14 protein-coding genes are annotated in these 16,218 nt (G+C 47.1%); 8 read left to right on the top strand and 6 right to left on the bottom strand.

Features of this window, described 5'->3' with window-relative positions:
- Positions 1-220: 220 nt before the first annotated feature.
- Positions 221-631 carry a hypothetical protein gene (locus tag QT987_RS15215; protein ID WP_333241423.1) on the top strand — a complete coding sequence of 137 codons (411 nt, stop codon included), beginning with the start codon at positions 221-223 and terminating at the stop codon, positions 629-631.
- A gap of 11 nt (positions 632-642) precedes the next feature.
- On the opposite strand, the gene QT987_RS15210 is transcribed toward QT987_RS15215, so the two are convergent.
- The 3 genes from QT987_RS15210 to QT987_RS15200 all read right to left on the bottom strand — a co-directional run bounded on the left by QT987_RS15210 (position 643) and on the right by QT987_RS15200 (position 4,080).
- A complete protein-coding gene (locus QT987_RS15210; RefSeq protein ID WP_333241420.1) occupies positions 643-1,653 on the bottom strand; it encodes an ABC transporter permease in 1,011 nt (336 codons plus the stop codon).
- A gap of 54 nt (positions 1,654-1,707) precedes the next feature.
- Positions 1,708-2,319 carry a Uma2 family endonuclease gene (locus tag QT987_RS15205; RefSeq protein ID WP_333241417.1) on the bottom strand — a complete coding sequence of 204 codons (612 nt, stop codon included), beginning with the start codon at positions 2,317-2,319 and terminating at the stop codon, positions 1,708-1,710.
- A 105-nt stretch (positions 2,320-2,424) separates the two neighbouring features.
- Positions 2,425-4,080 (bottom strand): ABC transporter substrate-binding protein, encoded by a 1,656-nt coding sequence (locus tag QT987_RS15200; RefSeq protein WP_333241415.1) that lies wholly within the window; start codon positions 4,078-4,080, stop codon positions 2,425-2,427.
- Positions 4,081-4,728: 648 nt separating this feature from the next.
- Between QT987_RS15200 and QT987_RS15190 the strand changes: the two genes are divergently transcribed.
- Positions 4,729-4,902, top strand: coding sequence for a hypothetical protein (locus tag QT987_RS15190; RefSeq protein WP_333241411.1), 174 nt, complete (start codon positions 4,729-4,731; stop codon positions 4,900-4,902).
- A 131-nt stretch (positions 4,903-5,033) separates the two neighbouring features.
- On the opposite strand, the gene QT987_RS15185 is transcribed toward QT987_RS15190, so the two are convergent.
- Positions 5,034-5,648 carry a hypothetical protein gene (locus QT987_RS15185; protein WP_333042238.1) on the bottom strand — a complete coding sequence of 205 codons (615 nt, stop codon included), beginning with the start codon at positions 5,646-5,648 and terminating at the stop codon, positions 5,034-5,036.
- Positions 5,649-6,407: 759 nt separating this feature from the next.
- Here QT987_RS15185 and QT987_RS15180 point away from each other — a divergent pair.
- The 6 genes from QT987_RS15180 (at position 6,408) to QT987_RS15155 (ending at position 14,410) form a co-directional block, all read left to right on the top strand.
- Entirely contained in the window at positions 6,408-7,976 is a 1,569-nt protein-coding gene (locus tag QT987_RS15180) for a serine/threonine-protein kinase (protein ID WP_333241408.1), read from the top strand.
- Between the two features lie 886 nt (positions 7,977-8,862).
- The gene (locus tag QT987_RS15175) at positions 8,863-9,195 is read left to right on the top strand and encodes a DUF6825 family protein (protein WP_190660406.1); all 333 of its coding nucleotides are present in this window, start codon (positions 8,863-8,865) and stop codon (positions 9,193-9,195) included.
- A gap of 111 nt (positions 9,196-9,306) precedes the next feature.
- Positions 9,307-11,073 (top strand): AarF/ABC1/UbiB kinase family protein, encoded by a 1,767-nt coding sequence (locus QT987_RS15170; RefSeq protein ID WP_333234158.1) that lies wholly within the window; start codon positions 9,307-9,309, stop codon positions 11,071-11,073.
- 782 nt (positions 11,074-11,855) lie between these two features.
- The gene (locus QT987_RS15165; protein WP_333224993.1) at positions 11,856-12,587 is read left to right on the top strand and encodes a PP2C family serine/threonine-protein phosphatase; all 732 of its coding nucleotides are present in this window, start codon (positions 11,856-11,858) and stop codon (positions 12,585-12,587) included.
- A 90-nt stretch (positions 12,588-12,677) separates the two neighbouring features.
- The gene (locus QT987_RS15160; protein ID WP_333241402.1) at positions 12,678-13,880 is read left to right on the top strand and encodes an anhydro-N-acetylmuramic acid kinase; all 1,203 of its coding nucleotides are present in this window, start codon (positions 12,678-12,680) and stop codon (positions 13,878-13,880) included.
- Between the two features lie 98 nt (positions 13,881-13,978).
- Positions 13,979-14,410, top strand: a complete 432-nt coding sequence (locus QT987_RS15155) for a hypothetical protein (RefSeq protein WP_445243021.1) — start codon at positions 13,979-13,981, stop codon at positions 14,408-14,410.
- 436 nt (positions 14,411-14,846) lie between these two features.
- Here the strand turns inward: QT987_RS15155 and QT987_RS15150 are convergent, their stop codons facing one another.
- Both QT987_RS15150 and QT987_RS15145 read right to left on the bottom strand, forming a co-directional pair.
- Complete coding sequence (locus QT987_RS15150) at positions 14,847-15,044, bottom strand: NblA/ycf18 family protein (protein ID WP_006635253.1); 198 nt, start codon at positions 15,042-15,044, stop codon at positions 14,847-14,849.
- 542 nt (positions 15,045-15,586) lie between these two features.
- Positions 15,587-16,218: RNA-guided endonuclease TnpB family protein (locus QT987_RS15145; RefSeq protein ID WP_333241399.1), on the bottom strand; the 632-nt coding region annotated here is incomplete at its 5' end.

Below are 16,218 nucleotides of genomic sequence, written 5' to 3'. Positions count from 1 at the left end.
GCAGCGGGCGATCGACTACAGTACGTCATTGCGGACTCGTGTTAGCTATCGCAGCGGGATCTGCCAGTGCTAAGCTCGTAACGACACAGTATGGACACACTTAATTCTCATAAACCCGGTTTCACGGTTAGCGGTGCGTAAGTCCTGAATACATATCCGCCCTGTGCCCACAACAGGTTAAAATATTTTTCAAATCCGTTAAAAATGGAAAATAAAAACAATGAATCGTCCTCAAAGCGTAACAGTTTTGGCAATATTGCAGCTAATTAGCGGCGTCTTCAGCCTCCTTGACGGCTTGTTCATCTTACTTTTTGCTGGCATTTTTGGCGGTATCGGTGCGGCTGTCGGCGGGGCGAAAGTTGGCACTGTAATCGGGGGCTTCATTGCAATTTTTGCGGGAATCAGTTTTATTTTAGGCCTCCTCTCCTTACTCTTAACTTGGGGTTTGTTTCAACTCAAAAATTGGGCTTGGACGGGAACGTTAATTGTCCATATCATCGCCACCCTCGCGCAAATTGCCAAAATGTTTGGCAGCGGCGGTACAGCAGTCAATTTTTTAACTCTGGGTTTTGCTGTGGCTAGCATTTACTACCTCTTGCGGCCGGATGTTAAACAAGCATTTCGTGTCTGATTTCCTTTAAATTAACGGTACTGAATTCTCGGATCGAAAAAAGCATAGGAAATATCAACCGCCAGATTAATCAGTACAAAAGTCACAGACACAAAAATTACTCCTCCTTGGACAATTGGGTAATCCCGCGTCAGAATACCGCTATAAATCCAAGAACCAATTCCCGGCCACGAGAAAATCGTTTCAGTCAGAATAGCGCCGCCTAAAAGAGTGCCGAACTGCAAACCGATAGTTGTGACGATCGGCAAAAACGCATTTTTCAAAGCGTGTTTCAAAATCACCCAATATTCCGGCAATCCCTTCGCCCTAGCAGTACGGATGTAATCTTGAGAAAGCACTTCCAGCATCGCAGAACGAGTGATGCGAGCTATAATCGCCAGAGGAATAGTTCCTAAAGTCAAAGCTGGCAAGATTAAATGGGCGATCGCATCCCGCAAAGCCGCCAAATCCCACCTCAGCAAAGAATCCAAAACATAAACACCCGTAATCGACTTAAAACCAAACCCCAAATCTACACTAATTCGCCCGCTAGGAGGCAGCCATTTCAGATAAACAGCAAACAAATAAATCAACATCAATCCCAACCAATACACTGGCAAAGATACGCCAATTAACGAACCACTCATAGCGAGATTGTCCAGCCAGCTATTTTTCCGAACAGCCGCCAAAATCCCCGCCGGAATTCCAATAATAAGTGCCACCAACATCGCCACCACAGACAGTTCAAAAGTAGCAGGCCAGCGACTTGTAATTTCATCAATTATGGGAATACCGCTAATAATACTATTTCCCAAATCCAAGCGCAGCAAACTCCATAAAAACACTAAATATTGCAAAGGCAAAGGCTGATTCAAACCTAATCTCGCTCTCAAAATTTCCACCTGTTCGGGAGTTCCCCGTTCTCCCAAAAGCACTGTAGCTGGATCTCCTGGTATCAAATGCAAAAATATAAATACTAGCAGAGTGATTCCGAAAAGGACTGGCAATAGTCCCAGCAAGCGTTTAGCAATATAATTAATCATTTGTTTTAATTAGACATAGCGCAAGTGGTTCGCTACTTCTTTTAGGAACAGAACTTAAACCTCTCCGACTTCTGGTGTTGTTTCTGCATCTACCTGCTCAAACTTGACTTTGTTGTATATATCTGCTATTGAAATTTGAAACGGTATTGAAGCGAGCGCGAGCGCCTCATCCAATTCATTGTACTCAGCAAACGACCATCGTTTATTATCCCTCTTAGAAAAATGTTCGATATATCTCCGAGTTTGGTCGAGCAATAAGTATTCCTCAACAGTGGGAATTGTGCGGTATCCTTCAAATTTTTTACTGCGATCGTATCCTTTAGTTGAAGCTGACAAAACCTCAATAATTACTCTGGGATTGGTAATCGTATCCGTGCGGTTATTATAATACTCCGGCTTTCCAATCACTACCATCACATCGGGATAGGTATAGATGCGCTTCTTGGGTATCCACAAGCGGACATCACTCATGAAAACATCATAATCCTCTGTTTTGAAAGCAAAATTTAACGCGGCATAGAAATTGCCAGCAATCCGATTATGATTGGTAGAGCCACCTGCCATAGGAAATATTTCACCATCAATGTATTCGCTTTTGCAGTCAGCAGCCTCTTCTAATGCTAGATATTCCTCGATCGAGTAGTATCGCTCTTCAGTAAGTTGCATAGTTCTCTGGGAGCATTTAACTGAGAATTTTGTCTAGTCTAACATTTTTGGGGCGGATTTTACAAATAATATTTAATACAATGACTAATGACTAATGACTGCTGACTAATGACTAACATCCTCAAAAGACTCAGACCCCAAAGGACTCGGAATCCAACCTTGAATATTCTTGCGTTTCCCTAAAAGTGGCTGCGAATGTACGATCGGCAAACGCACAGCTTCCCCATGCAAAATCTGGCTAACTTCCGCATAAATTTTCGCCCTAGCTGCTTTATCCCCACTCGCCCTCCCCCGATCCAAAAGTTCCAGAACTTTCGGATTTTTCCAATTTCCCAAATCCGCCGTCGAACCCGGCCCGAAGTGAGGATAATAAAAATTGTCTGGATCGCCATAATCGCCCGTCCAACCCAACATAAAAGCTTGAAAGCCGGGAGGTTTAAGCCGATCGGCTAAATAAGCAGACCAATCCTTTGTCAGCAATTTTACCCGAATCCCGATCGCGCTCAAATCCGCCGCCAAAGCCTCAGCGATCGGCTTCGGCGTGGGAAAATAGGGACGGCTGACCGGCATATACCACAAATCCAAATCAAAACCGTTCGGATAACCAGCTTTCGCCAGCATTGCTTTAGCTTGCTGCGGGTTAAATTCATAATCTTTAACTTGATCGGACACCGCCCAATTCAGCGCAGGCGGAAGAAATTGCGAATCATGTTTTCCGAGTTCTCCCCAGAAAGCTTGGACTATGGCGGGCTTGTTAATTGTTTGGGCGATCGCCCGCCTGACTTCCGGTTTTGACAAAGGTTCGTAACTCGGATTTAACCCTAAATAACCGACATTAAAAGAAGGTCGCACAACAGCTTCTAAATTAGGATCTCCTTGAACTTCTTGCAGTTGATCCGGCGTTAAATCCACAGTAAAATCAAGTTGTCCTGCTCGCAACTGAGCCAGTCTCGCCGCCGGATCATCAACAAAACGAACTACCAATTGATTGACTTTTGGCGTCCCAGTTTTCCAATAACTCGGATTTTTCTCCAAAACAATGCGATCGCCCGATCGCCATTCCTGAAACACAAAAGGCCCCGTACCCACCGCCAGCGACCCCGGAGTGCCGTACTTAGCACCCGCTTTTTTCACCGCCGCCGGACTCGCCATCCCGAAATAAGCGGAACCTATCGCCGAGGGAAAAGCCGCAAAAGGTCGATTCAAAACAAATTTAATTGTAGACTTATCAACAACCGCCACATCTTTTACTAAAGAATCTTTTTCTCCCTTAAACCCGCCAAATAAATTTTTCCAAATCGGATAAGTCTTGCCCGCTTCTCGAAAACCGTTAGGATTTTTGGCATCCCACCAGCGATCCACATTAAACTTAACAGCTTCCGCGTCAAAATCCGTACCGTCGTGAAACTTTACCCCGGAACGCAACTTAAAAGTCCAAGTTTTACCATCTTTAGAACTTGACCATTCAGTAGCGAGACTCGGCTCAACTTCCACAGTTCCCGGTTTGAAATCAGTCAATCGATTGTAAATTTGGTCGATAACAATCACCGAATTGCCATCAGTAATATTTCCCGGTTCCAGGTTGATCGGCGGCCCGCCCGCACCGTAAACTAAAGCCCCAGCCGGAACCGGAGCAGGAGTTGTCGGAGTTGAAGAATTATTGCTAACCGTGTTTGAGGTGGTGCTGCAATTTGATAAAATTACAGCCATCCCAAAAACTAGACCTAATAAAAATAAACGCCAAGATTTTAACAATCTCATCTCAATAGCTCCCGTTTAATAGTAAATTATACTCATATCAATAAATTCTAATTTGCTCTTTCTCTCCCCTCTGTGGTCTCTGCGTTCTCTGCGGTTCATTTAGTAAATTATATATTAAAATCAAATTCCATTAAATTAACAAACCAAATAGAACACGCTGATGATATCATGTTCCAGGGCAAAATCTCAACTCACACCTTTACTTTAGGTGACGCAACCAGCATGAAAGCCAACGTTTGCTGACCCGCTAGAGGCTATCTCGAAGCCGATGCAATGCTGCACAAAAAAGGCATTCACAATTTATTCACTATCACCGAAATCAGATCGCAATTTTCAGCTAACAGCTAAAATCAAGTCCGCGTCAATAAATACAAAACCTTTACGGCGGGATGGAGGGGGTATTTGTCAACCCGCCGCGACTCAATAGGCAAAAGTCATGCGGCTGCGAATAAACTGAGGCAGCTCAACTTCATGCAGCATTTCGATCAAACCATTCTAAAACGTTTTTAACTGCTAAATCGAGCGTTTCCGGGTCTTTATAAATTAGTACCTATTAGTACAGGTTCGGTGATCCACACCTGCGGTTAGTACCCAAATCCATTTACTAATGCTAGAATCGACTAAGAAAATTATTAAAAAGTATCACCAATGAATGAAAAGGAAAGACAGGAATGGCATGAGAATGTAAAAGAAGAATTGCGAGACTTGAGAGAGAGACTGAAGGATCCCAATCTCAGTGAAGAAAAGTGGAGAATACTTGATCGAAAAGAAGACAAGCTGATTGCACAGGAGCTGAGATTATCTCTAGATTTAGAAGACTGAGAGAGTAATTCAAAATTAGTAAGTCAAGTTAAATAGGATGTCAGTGTAATTTCTGATGCCTTAAAATATTGAAAGTCAGAGCTATTACACTGACTTTCTAGCGGGCTGCCAAAAACGGCTCATTGCGAAGGCTACAAATCAAAACTCTCTTCACCAATACTTCCCAGTTCCCCGCTACCGAGAAACTCTTCCTCCTCTACTTCCTCACTCCCAGACTCGAAACTTTCCACCACAAACGGCAAACCAGCCGCCATCAAACCCCGTTGAATCAGTTCCGGCGTTTCCTCAAACAAAACAAATAGCGGATGAACAGCCTCAGCTTCATCGCTGTAAATATGTCTGTAGCGCTGTGGCATCACCCATTCGTAACCTTTATCCAGCCAAACCTGAGACTGCCGCCAGCGGCCAAGCAACTCAGAAAACTCTTCGCCCGGACGATGAATGAAAATCAAAATTTCCACTCCAATTTTAACTTTCCATTCAGGATCGCACATCAAAATCGCCAAATCGCAGGGCAAACAAACTGCCTGTCCGGGCGATATGCTAGTGCCGCTGCTTCCGGCATAAGAGACCCCGTCCCGCAAGCGCGCAATTGGCAAAGGAATTGTGATTAAACTCTCATGGGCGCGGCGGATACTCGGAATCATTTCCATGTAAACCCGATATTTTTTCAGCAGGGCGATCGCGGCAGAAGATTCGCTGTACTCTGCTAGTAAAGTCTCGTAATGTGATTGTTTAACAGACATTTTCAAACCAAAGAATAAGTAATTACTAATTGCTGCTAATTGCTAATCGATCGCTTCTCGTTACTAGGAAGACCCCATTGGTGACAACTTAAGCTCAAGTTCCCCGAAGGGGGGAACTTGAGCTTGCCTCCAGGCCTTGCTGTGTAACGCGAACAGCGATTGAAGCATTGATGGCTGTGGGCTACAAATGTCGGGAGAATGCTTACAGCCTTTTTATTTACAAGGTTTGAGCCATGTGCAGTCTCAAGATTAAGCCCGATACGATGCCTCTTTGTTATTTTATGCCGCTCGCCTGAACTTCATCTGAGCCAAAAAGGTAATCTGGTCTGTAATGTTTGACTCTGGGAGCAACATCAGACGTGAGAGTGTCAATTCCCCAAGCTCAAGATCGCCATCCGGCAATCTTAGTGCTCATAAGATTGCTCATAAGTCAACATAAAACCTAAATTTTTACAAAAATCGGCTAATTTTAAAGACTTGCTAAAGCAATGAGGGGTTGTACCCCCCATAAGTTAGAGTCTGATCATTATAGATGCACCCTGATGGCTTTCCCGTTCCACAAGAGCGGGATTTTTATTATTGGAAAGCCGGAGCGTGAAGTTTCACGCTACTACAGATAAAATGACGTGGGGATGCCAAGATTAAAGATATAGCAGAGCTAAAGCTCAAACTAGGGTGCCGATCGATCGAACCTCACCCCTAACTCTGCGAAATAACCCAAAGGCGGTAGCATAGTTTGGGAAACGGCATCAACTGAAGATGAACTTAGCGCCAGCAACAGTCCTGCAACAGGGCAAATACACAATTAACGCCACTTTAGGCATAGGAGGGTTCGGCATCACTTACCGAGCTATCCACACCCATTTAAACCAAACCGTCGTACTCAAAACCCTCAACGAAAGTCTGCGCCAACACCCAGAATCTGCCCAATTTCAGCAGCAGTTTATTGCCGAAGCCCAACACCGATCGCGGTGTCAGCATCCCAACATAGTCAGGGTAATCGACTTTTTTGAAGAAGCCGGACAGTCTTTTATTGCAATGGACTACATTCCGGGCCAAACTCTCGCCCAAATAGTCGAAACCGATGGGCCGCTCCCAGAAGCCCAGGCCCTGCACTATATTCGGCAAATAGCCTCAGCCTTAAGTACAGTTCACCACAGCGGATTGCTGCACGGAGATATCAAGCCAGAAAATATTATCCGGCGAGCCGATTCTCACGTAGTAATGTTAATAGATTTCGGAATTGCCCGCGGCTTTACCGCCGGCACCAAGCAAACCCACACCAACTTGCTCTCCCCTGGGTACGCGCCGATCGAACAATACCTCCATGACGGTAAATGTACATCGGCCACTGACATCTACGCGATCTCCGCCACCCTCTACTACTTACTCTCCGGCGTGGCGCCCGTAGCAGCACCCCTGCGCGATCGCATTCCCTTGACTGACTTACGGCAATTTCAGCCCAACCTCAGCCCAGGAATCGAGCGAGCCATCCTTCAGGGACTCGAAATCGACCCCCACAACCGCCCTCAGACAGTGGAAAATTGGCTCACCATGCTGCAAGAAACAGAGCGAGTATCAGTAAAAAGAAAAGGCAAGCAAAGTCTAAGATTGCCCGCACCTCCCCCGCCGCAGTTGACTTTTGTGGCATTTGTGGTAACGGCTGCAATTGCAGGCTGGATGGGTTTTGACCTAGCATCGCACTACAACAGCACCAGTCTCAGTAATAGTCCCAAAATTGAATCCTTCCCATCTCTCGAAGATTTGCTCAAATCCCGCGATTTATCAGAGCCGATGTTCGGACAGCCGTCTGTCGAAAGCACCCCTCTCTACCCCATCGAACTCAACAAGCTCCCCAAACCCCCCTTAGACAGCAGCAACATTCCCGAACAAATCGAGTCCTCAGAAACTAGCGCCGAACTTTCTGAGTCTCCAAACGAGGAAACTCCCGCCCCAGATCCCGAAGCGGAATCTGAGCCATCCCCGGCGCCAGAACCCGCAGAGGAGCCTTCTGAGTCCCTCATTCCAGAGCCTCAAACCGAAATCGAGCCAGAGCCCGAACCAGAAGCCGCACCGGTACCGGAAGTTGCGCCCCTGCCTCCAGAACCGCCCGCCGCACCCGCCCCACCTGCCCCTGAGAGTGCTAGCGCTGAAACCTGGCCGTCGTCGGAATCCCCGTCACCAGTAATAGCCTCGCCGATCGAGCGATCGCCTGAGCCTGCAATACCAAGCGGCAGTGACAACTATTCAGATAGTTCGATCGCACCTGATTCACCACCCCCTGTTGCAGATCCCACAATGCCTTTTCCCGAACCTGCGACAAATTAGTATGGTTTTTGTTGGTTAAAAGTGCGGACAAATACTTGGTTTTATGAGTCAGCAAATATCCGCTCAGTAGTTGAGATAATAAGGCCCTACCTAGCCAACGACTATCTTCCAAAAACTTCCGTCGAATCTGAAAATCCCAACAGTCGCCGTCTGAGTTTATCGAATATTTCCTATTCCCTCGGCAATCTAAATGCCCGCAAAAAATTGCAGGACTGTTTTCTATTTGGATTTAAATTATGTTAGAATATGTGCGCGGCGCTGAGGTGGTGTGATGTCGCGTATTAATACTGCCAAGCTGCAAACATTTTGGTACAAAGCAACCCCAACCTCGAATTTGAGCCAGTGTAAGCGACGCTTTAGGGCTACGCCGTGGCGCGTTAGACTGTTCTAAATCTCAAGAATCCCATCTCCGACACTCGGGGTGGGAGTGTCAATTCCCCCAAAATTCCTTCCTTTGGGAGCAAGCATCATCGGGGACAAGCAAGTTATAATTTGTTGCGGAAGCGCACAGAGATTTTTTGTCAGGAACTCAGGGCTAAAGCCACTGAGCTTGTAAGAAATTACAAGCTGTTCTGACCAGACCCCTCTCAGGAGGAGGCGTTATTCAGGTCACGACACCGGAGAGTGCGACGCCAGTTTTCCGCTCTGTCATCTGCAATTAAACAGTTTTAAAGTCACTGAAACAGTGTTGCAGGTCTAACAAGCCTTTATAACCAGGTCGAGGCGAACATTACCCCGCAAGGGAGGAAGGAGACAACTGTATCTCCATTGGAGGGGCAACCATACCCCTCTAACCCCGAAAGGGGATTCAAGGCGGTTGAAACCGCCGAGTCGTTTTCCTCTCAGGTCTAAAGACTCTGAGTTTCCCACTTACCGAATATTTTTTATGAGTAAACCCCCAGTTCATGCTTTTTTTGTAGGCAGAGCACTTGCCGAAGCACTGTACGAGCAATTAGAAAGCGCGGCCACCAACGCTTTCTCTGAACTCGGCAAATTTGACGCAGAACAAAGAGAACGCCTGCGGCAGTTCACCGATCGAGTTGTGGAACGGGCAAATCGAGCTTCGGATGAGGCGATGCAGACCAGAACTGGCACTGCAAGCACCACCACCATTCAAGACATCCATCCTGCAGATTTGCAAGCGACTATTGATGAGCTGCGCGCCGAAGTGGCTCTGGTGCGATCGGAATTGCAGCGTTACCGCAGCAGTTTGCCCTAGCGATCGACTCGACCACAACTATTATTTACAACGTGAGCGCACTGCTTTGCGCTCCTGCGCTCCTACTTTCAATCAAAGCAACAACATAAAATAAGCAATTTGGGAACCCAAGTGTCTGCTCTCCTTGATGACTCTGTTAATCGCCAGCGCTCCCCCAAGCACACTGGCGAAGCCGATGAGCAAAAAACTCCTAGTAAATCCTACAAAAGTAAAGCTTATCGCTGGAATCGCGAAAAATACTCCCGGAAGCGGCGCTTCTTCGACATTTGGGCCTTTGTCTTGCTCTGGCTGGCTTCCCTCTGGCTCGACAGCAAAAATTGGAGCTACTGGGGAGGCGTGACTGAAGAAAAGAAAGTTGCCAGACGCCGCTTTCAAGCTATCTGGGTTCGAGAAACACTCTTGGATTTGGGGCCAACTTTCATTAAAGTCGGCCAATTATTTTCCACCCGCGCCGACTTGTTCCCCGCAGAGTTTGTCGAGGAACTTTCTAAGCTGCAAGATAAAGTGCCTGCTTTCAGCTACGAGCAGTTAGAGGTAATTGTCGAGCAAGACTTGGGCAAGACTGTTCAAGAACTCTACCGCAGCTTTGACCCGGTGCCCCTGGCTGCTGCCAGTCTGGGTCAGGTACACAAAGCTCAACTGCATTCGGGCCCGGAAGTGGTTGTCAAGGTGCAGCGACCGGGACTGCGGAAACTGTTCGAGATCGATTTGCAAATTCTTAAGGGAATTGCCCGCTACTTTCAAAACCATCCTAAGTGGGGCCGCGGTCGAGATTGGATGGGGATTTATGAGGAATGCTGTCGCATTCTGTGGCTGGAAATTGACTATCTCCATGAAGGCCGCAATGCTGATACTTTTCGCCGCAATTTTAGCAACTGTGACTGGGTGCGGGTGCCGAGGGTTTATTGGCGGTACGCGGCTCCGCGAGTGCTGACTTTGGAATACCTGCCAGGAATAAAAATCAGCCACTACGAAGCTTTGGAAGCGGCCGGTATCGATCGTAAATTAATCGCTCAGTTGGGCGCAAAAGCTTATTTGCGCCAGTTGCTCAACGACGGCTTTTTCCACGCTGACCCACACCCCGGCAACATCGCAGTTAGTGCTGACGGTTGTCTGATTTTCTACGATTTTGGCATGATGGGGCAAATCCAGTCGAACGTCCGCGAAGGACTGATGGAGACGCTCTACGGCATTGCTTCCAAGGATGGACAGCGGATTATGGATTCTCTGATCAATTTGGGAGCTTTGGTGCCTACGGGTGATATGAGTCCGGTGCGCCGCAGCATCCAGTATATGCTGGATAACTTCATGGACAAGCCTTTTGAAAATCAGTCTGTGAGCGCGATTACCGACGACCTTTACGATATTGCCTACAATCAACCTTTTCGCTTCCCAGCTACTTTTACTTTTGTAATGCGAGCTTTTTCCACCATCGAAGGGGTGGGCCGAGGTTTAGATCCCGAGTTCAACTTTATGGAGGTGGCACAACCTTTTGCCATGCAGCTTATGACTAATGGAAATGGCCATGATACAAGTAGCAGCATTTTTAACGAAATCGGCCGTCAGGCGGCTCAGGTGAGTTCGAGTGCTTTGGGTTTGCCCCGCCGGATTGAGGAGACTATTGATAAACTCGAACAGGGAGATTTGCGGATTCGCGTCCGTTCTGCCGAAACTGAACGCTTGCTCCGCCGGATGAGCAGCGCTCAAATGGGCACGAATTATGCTTTGCTGATGAGTGCTTTTACTTTGTCGGCGACAATTTTGTTTGTCAGCAATCAGGTCTGGCCGGCTGTCGCTGTTGCCGTGCTGGCTGCGGGTGCAGGGTTTGCTCTTATGCGTTTGTTCAAGCGGATCGATCGTTTAGACCGGATGTCATAATTGTGCAATTTGCGATTTGAAATTTCAGGTTTGAGATTTCTCGCCAGCCAAAATTTGACATGGAATGTTAAGTTTTGGCTGGCTGACCACAGATTGCTGAAATTTACAACATTTACGCGCTTTGAGGCTAAAAACCCGCTTGCTGCCTAGATTTATCGCCAGCCAAACCTCTAATTTTGGGTAGAAATCCAGTTTTTTTTTGCAGGTGCTGCTGAATTTACTGGATTTACCGAAATTTTAAGATGGGATTACCATCATCAGAAAATTGGGTAGAAACCTCGTCGTTTTAGGACGGCTTTATATTACAATATAATTGGTCAACGACCCACCCGAGACGATGGATCAAACAGCCTATACGAGCGAAGTTCAGCCCGAGGTGCTGGCGGCGAAGCAAAATCGGTAGACCGGTTCAAGAGGATAGGGCAATGGTAAACATCCCTAGAATCAAAACGAAGAAGAATTCCGTTTGGTATTCGACACGTAAAAACCGCCTGGCTTGCGGGGTTAGTCTGTGGAGCGAACATAAGACCAAATCTCTTTTAGGGTGGAGGCAGTTGCGAAGAAGCAGAAATTCAAATCGTGAGGTTTGGGAATCCCCGTCCGCGACGGTCGGGGTGGAAGTCAAACGATCTACAATATGAGGTCAAGGAAGTGCAATTTTTCCAAAACTCGCGATCGCGGGCTGCAGAATTTCAAGCCCGTTCGGGATTTAAGTTTTGGAATAAAAAATCGCACCCCATTAAATTAAGCTTTCAAGTTCGATGAGTCCAATCACCCAATCTATGAAACGCTCTTTCGCAGGTAAGACAGACACAGGGCTAGTTCGTTCCGTAAATCAGGATTCGTACTACATAGACTCTGACGGGCGATTTTTCATAGTGGCCGATGGAATGGGAGGACACGCCGGAGGTCAAGAAGCCAGCCGGATTGCGACTCAGGCGATTCAATCTTATTTGCTCGAACATTGGGAAGGGCCAGAGGATTCTCCGGTGTTGTTGGAAAAGGCTTTTTTAATTGCCAATCAAGCAATTTTGACGGATCAGCTCGACCACCCAGAGCGTGCTGATATGGGAACTACGGCTGTGGTTCTCATGTTTAGGGATGAGGGCCGACCCTGGTGCGCTAATATCGGGGACTCTCGCTTGTACCGACTGCACGGCTCTCGCTTGGAACAGATTACTGAAGACCAGACTTGGGTGGCTCAGGCTGTGAAAAGAAAGGCCCTAACTCCTGACCAAGCTCGCAGTCATCCTTGGCGTCACGTTTTGTCGCAGTGTTTGGGCCGCGATGATTTGCGGGAGATAGATATTTTGCCGGTGGACGTGCAGCCTGGGGATCGCTTGCTGCTCTGCAGCGATGGCTTGACTGAAGAACTTTCCGATCCTTTGATAGCTTCGCCTCTGAAGTCGATTCGCGCCTGCGAGGGCGCTGCAAATGCTTTAATTCAAGCAGCGAAGGATAAAGGTGGACGCGATAATATTACTGTGGTGATCGTGACGATCGACCTCAAATAATATTCATCGCCCGATCGCACCCGACCATCTAAAATCGAAAAATCGAAAAATTGAACAATCTAAAATCTAAAATCTAAAATCTAAAATAGAATGACCCGCGTTATCGGTTTGATCAGCGGCACGTCGGTGGATGGCATTGATGCTGCTTTGGTGGATGTGGTCGGTTCCCAAACAGACTTGAAAGTGCAATTGGTGGCCGGCCACACTTTCCCTTATCCTGCTAATTTGCGATCGCAAATTCTCTCGGTTTGCAGTGGCTCAGCTTTGTCAATGGCTGAACTAGCCCAATTAGATGATGCCATCGCCCAAGAATTTGCGACGGCGGCATTGACAATTCAAGCAGAATATGATAAAGCCGAATTAATCGGCTCTCACGGTCAAACCGTCTACCACCGACCTGCTGGGAAAGCCCAGAAAGACAGCGCCGGTGCGTTAATGGGCTACAGCTTGCAAATCGGGCGGGGCGCGCTAATTGCGGAATTGACAGGAATTACTACGGTGAGTAACTTTCGATCGGCAGACATTGCGGCCGGGGGTCAAGGAGCACCCTTAGTGTCAATAGTTGATGCCTGCCTGCTGGCGGAACCCAACATCAGCCTCTGCATCCAAAATCTAGGGGGAATTGGCAATGTTACCTATCTTCCGGCCAGGGGAAAAGGGGGAAAGAATGACGAGTCTGAGATTTTCAGTCTTGGGGATGGCATATCGGGCTGGGATACAGGCCCGGCGAATTCCCTGTTAGATTTGGCAGTACAGCACTTCTCAGGTGGCACTAAGACGATCGACGAAGGTGGAGCTTGGGCGGCATCGGGCACTCCCTGTCAAGCTTTAGTCGAGGATTGGCTCGCATCAGAGTTCTTCCGCCAAGCACCTCCGAAATCAACGGGGCGAGAGCTATTTGGTGTAGACTATTTTGACAGGTGTTTGGTCGAGGCCGAAGGTTACAACCTCAGTCCTGCTGACGTGCTGGCTACTCTGACAGAACTGACTGTTGCCTCGATCGTTCACAGTTACCAAACTTTTTTACCGGCTATGCCCGATCGAGTTTTACTATGCGGGGGCGGCAGCCACAACCTCTACTTAAAACGCCGATTGCAATCTCAATTGCATCCAGTGCAAGTGTTGACTACTTCTGAGGCAGGCTTGAATGTAGATTTTAAAGAGGCGATCGCGTTCGCGGTTTTAGCCGCATGGCGGGTTCGGGGCATTCCCGGCAATCTGCCTCAAGTTACTGGTGCCCGGACATCGGTACTTTTAGGAGAAATTAACTCTTGTTGGCACAGTTGGGCGTGATAGCATAGAGTCTGAGGGACAACGGCTGTGCGTTGTTGCACCAGCATTGTAGCCAGCAGGAAAAGCATAGGAACAGCACTGTGGCTCACACGTTTTTAATGGAATCTGGCCAATGGACGCTCGAAGGAAGCTGGATTGAGCGCAATGGCGTGCCAATTACGGTTAAAGGCAAAACTTTAGTGAGCTGGAACCGAACAGATTGGTTCAGTATGGTGACAAAGCTCGTATTTCCTGGAGGCGATCGCGAAGAGATTATTTTGCAGTACCGAGGACACCTCAACAGTGATGAACGGCAGTATACTTTTGTACTCCAACACAGCGAACTCGCCCGCGTCGAGGGCGAAGGTTGGATTGCTCCCCAGTCGATCGTCCAGCGTTATTGGGTATTGGGAGACGAACGCCAGCGGCGGACGGGTTTTGATACCCTTCACCGGGTTGATGAGAACCGCTACTACCAATCTAGCGGCATTATGTCAGGTCATTACTTGACCAGTACAATGGAGGCGACTCTGGAACGTCAGCCGGAATAACTCTTTCTAGAGTCCACAGTTGCCAGTTCTAGGGATTGTGATGTGAAAACTGAAGGTTTTGCTAGTCGGAGGTCGCGCTCAGATGTCCGACTAGCGCCATTGTTGTCAAACCTCATCCGCTGCAAATAAACACAAATATATTGAATTTGTTAAAACTTTTAAGTGGTTAAAAAATTAACACTTTTTATTAATAGTTGTCCAATTTTCGAGTTGAGACGCGATAAATTATCTTTGCACTCTCCAGTGGTGTCGATCGACAAAATGCTGAGTTCGACTCCCCAATTCGAGTGAAATCCACAAAGAAACTTTCCAATTTTCCTCAAGTCTCGATACAGGTCTTCTAGCTTCTGCCTTCGAGTGACGCCCCATCACCCCCAACTCCTTTCCGCTTGAGGGAACAGAGTAAGAGACGGAGGTCGCCGACTGCGACTCTTGGTTATTCAACGCCTGGGTTAGGTTCTAAACCCCAGTGGTGTTTCAGAAAATGCCGGTACATGGTTTCTCGTAGCATCATTTGCTCGTAAAGCTTGACCAAAAACTCCTGAGCTTGTTCGCGGCTCATGTCACTTACCTGTGTTTTGAAGGAACACAGGCTAAATTGCTGTTCCAAAGACAATTCTGCTGGTTGGCTCATGACTTTGACTCCTCTGTAAGTAAAGGTGACTTAAAACTGAACACCTGGATTAACCAGATTTGTAAGTTGTTTCAGCGATCGACCATTGGTTTCGGGATGCCCGATTTCCCATCTGGCTTTAGTCTATATTACAAAAGGTAACAATGATTTGACAAAATTACCATATGTCCTAAGAAATAACTTACTTAGGGATAGAGATGCCGAGATGTCTGCAAAAGTTCCTTCCCCAGGCATATACAAGTGTATCTACTTGTCAAGAGAAAAAAGGCTCAGTACGAACCAAAAGAATTGAAGCCCTTTATACCAAATCCGGCGGAGATTCTCTCCGCGAGGGGGATAGCGGGAGATGAGGAGAGCGGGAGATGAGGAGAGCGGGAGATGAGGAGATTGAAAGATGAGGAGATGAGGAGCGGAAGAGCGGGAGAGCGGGAGATGAGGAGATTGGGAAAATTTCTATTTCTGCTACACAAATACTAGACAAGTCTAGACATTTGCTTCTTACTTCATCGGGAGCATGGGAGCGGTTATCCCTCAGTAAGCTTTCACGGTTTAGCCAACCGCGATAACATAATTGCTGCGTTTAAATCTCTGTCCATCGAATGACCACAACTTCCACAGTTATAAGTCCTTTCTTTGAGTGGCATATCTTGGATGTGTCCACAGTTTGAACAGGTCTTGCTCGACGGGAACCATCGGTCGGCAACGATTATTTCACAGCCAAACTTTTTAGCCTTGTACTCTAACTGGCGTTTGAATTCATGGAATCCACAATCAGCTATTACTTGAGCTAGTTTATAATTTGCCAACATCCCGGAAACGTTCAAATTTTCTACTACTATTTTTGCGTGGTTTTTGCATAAGTAAGTAGTGATTTGATGCCGAGTATTTTTTCTAAGATTTGCTACCTTAGCGTGATGCTTTGCTAATTGAATTTTGGCTTTGTATCTATTCTCGGAACCCTTGACTTTTCTGGCAAGAACCCTTGACAACCTCTTGAGTTTTGCGAGATGTGCTTTGTAGTGCTTTGGGTTCGGAAATACTACGCCAGTTGAAAGTGTAGCTAACTCTTTGACTCCCAAATCAACTCCTACAACATCAGGGAGCATCCCGATTTTGCAAGTATACAAAAGTATGATATGATGTATTGTTTTTTTGGAAAACCGACACTTAGCTT

Source organism: Microcoleus sp. SVA1B4 (assembly GCF_036700545.1).
Taxonomy (GTDB): domain Bacteria; phylum Cyanobacteriota; class Cyanobacteriia; order Cyanobacteriales; family Microcoleaceae; genus Microcoleus.
The sequence above is the reverse complement of the archived record's forward strand: the minus strand, read 5'-3'. Positions and strand labels throughout refer to the sequence as shown.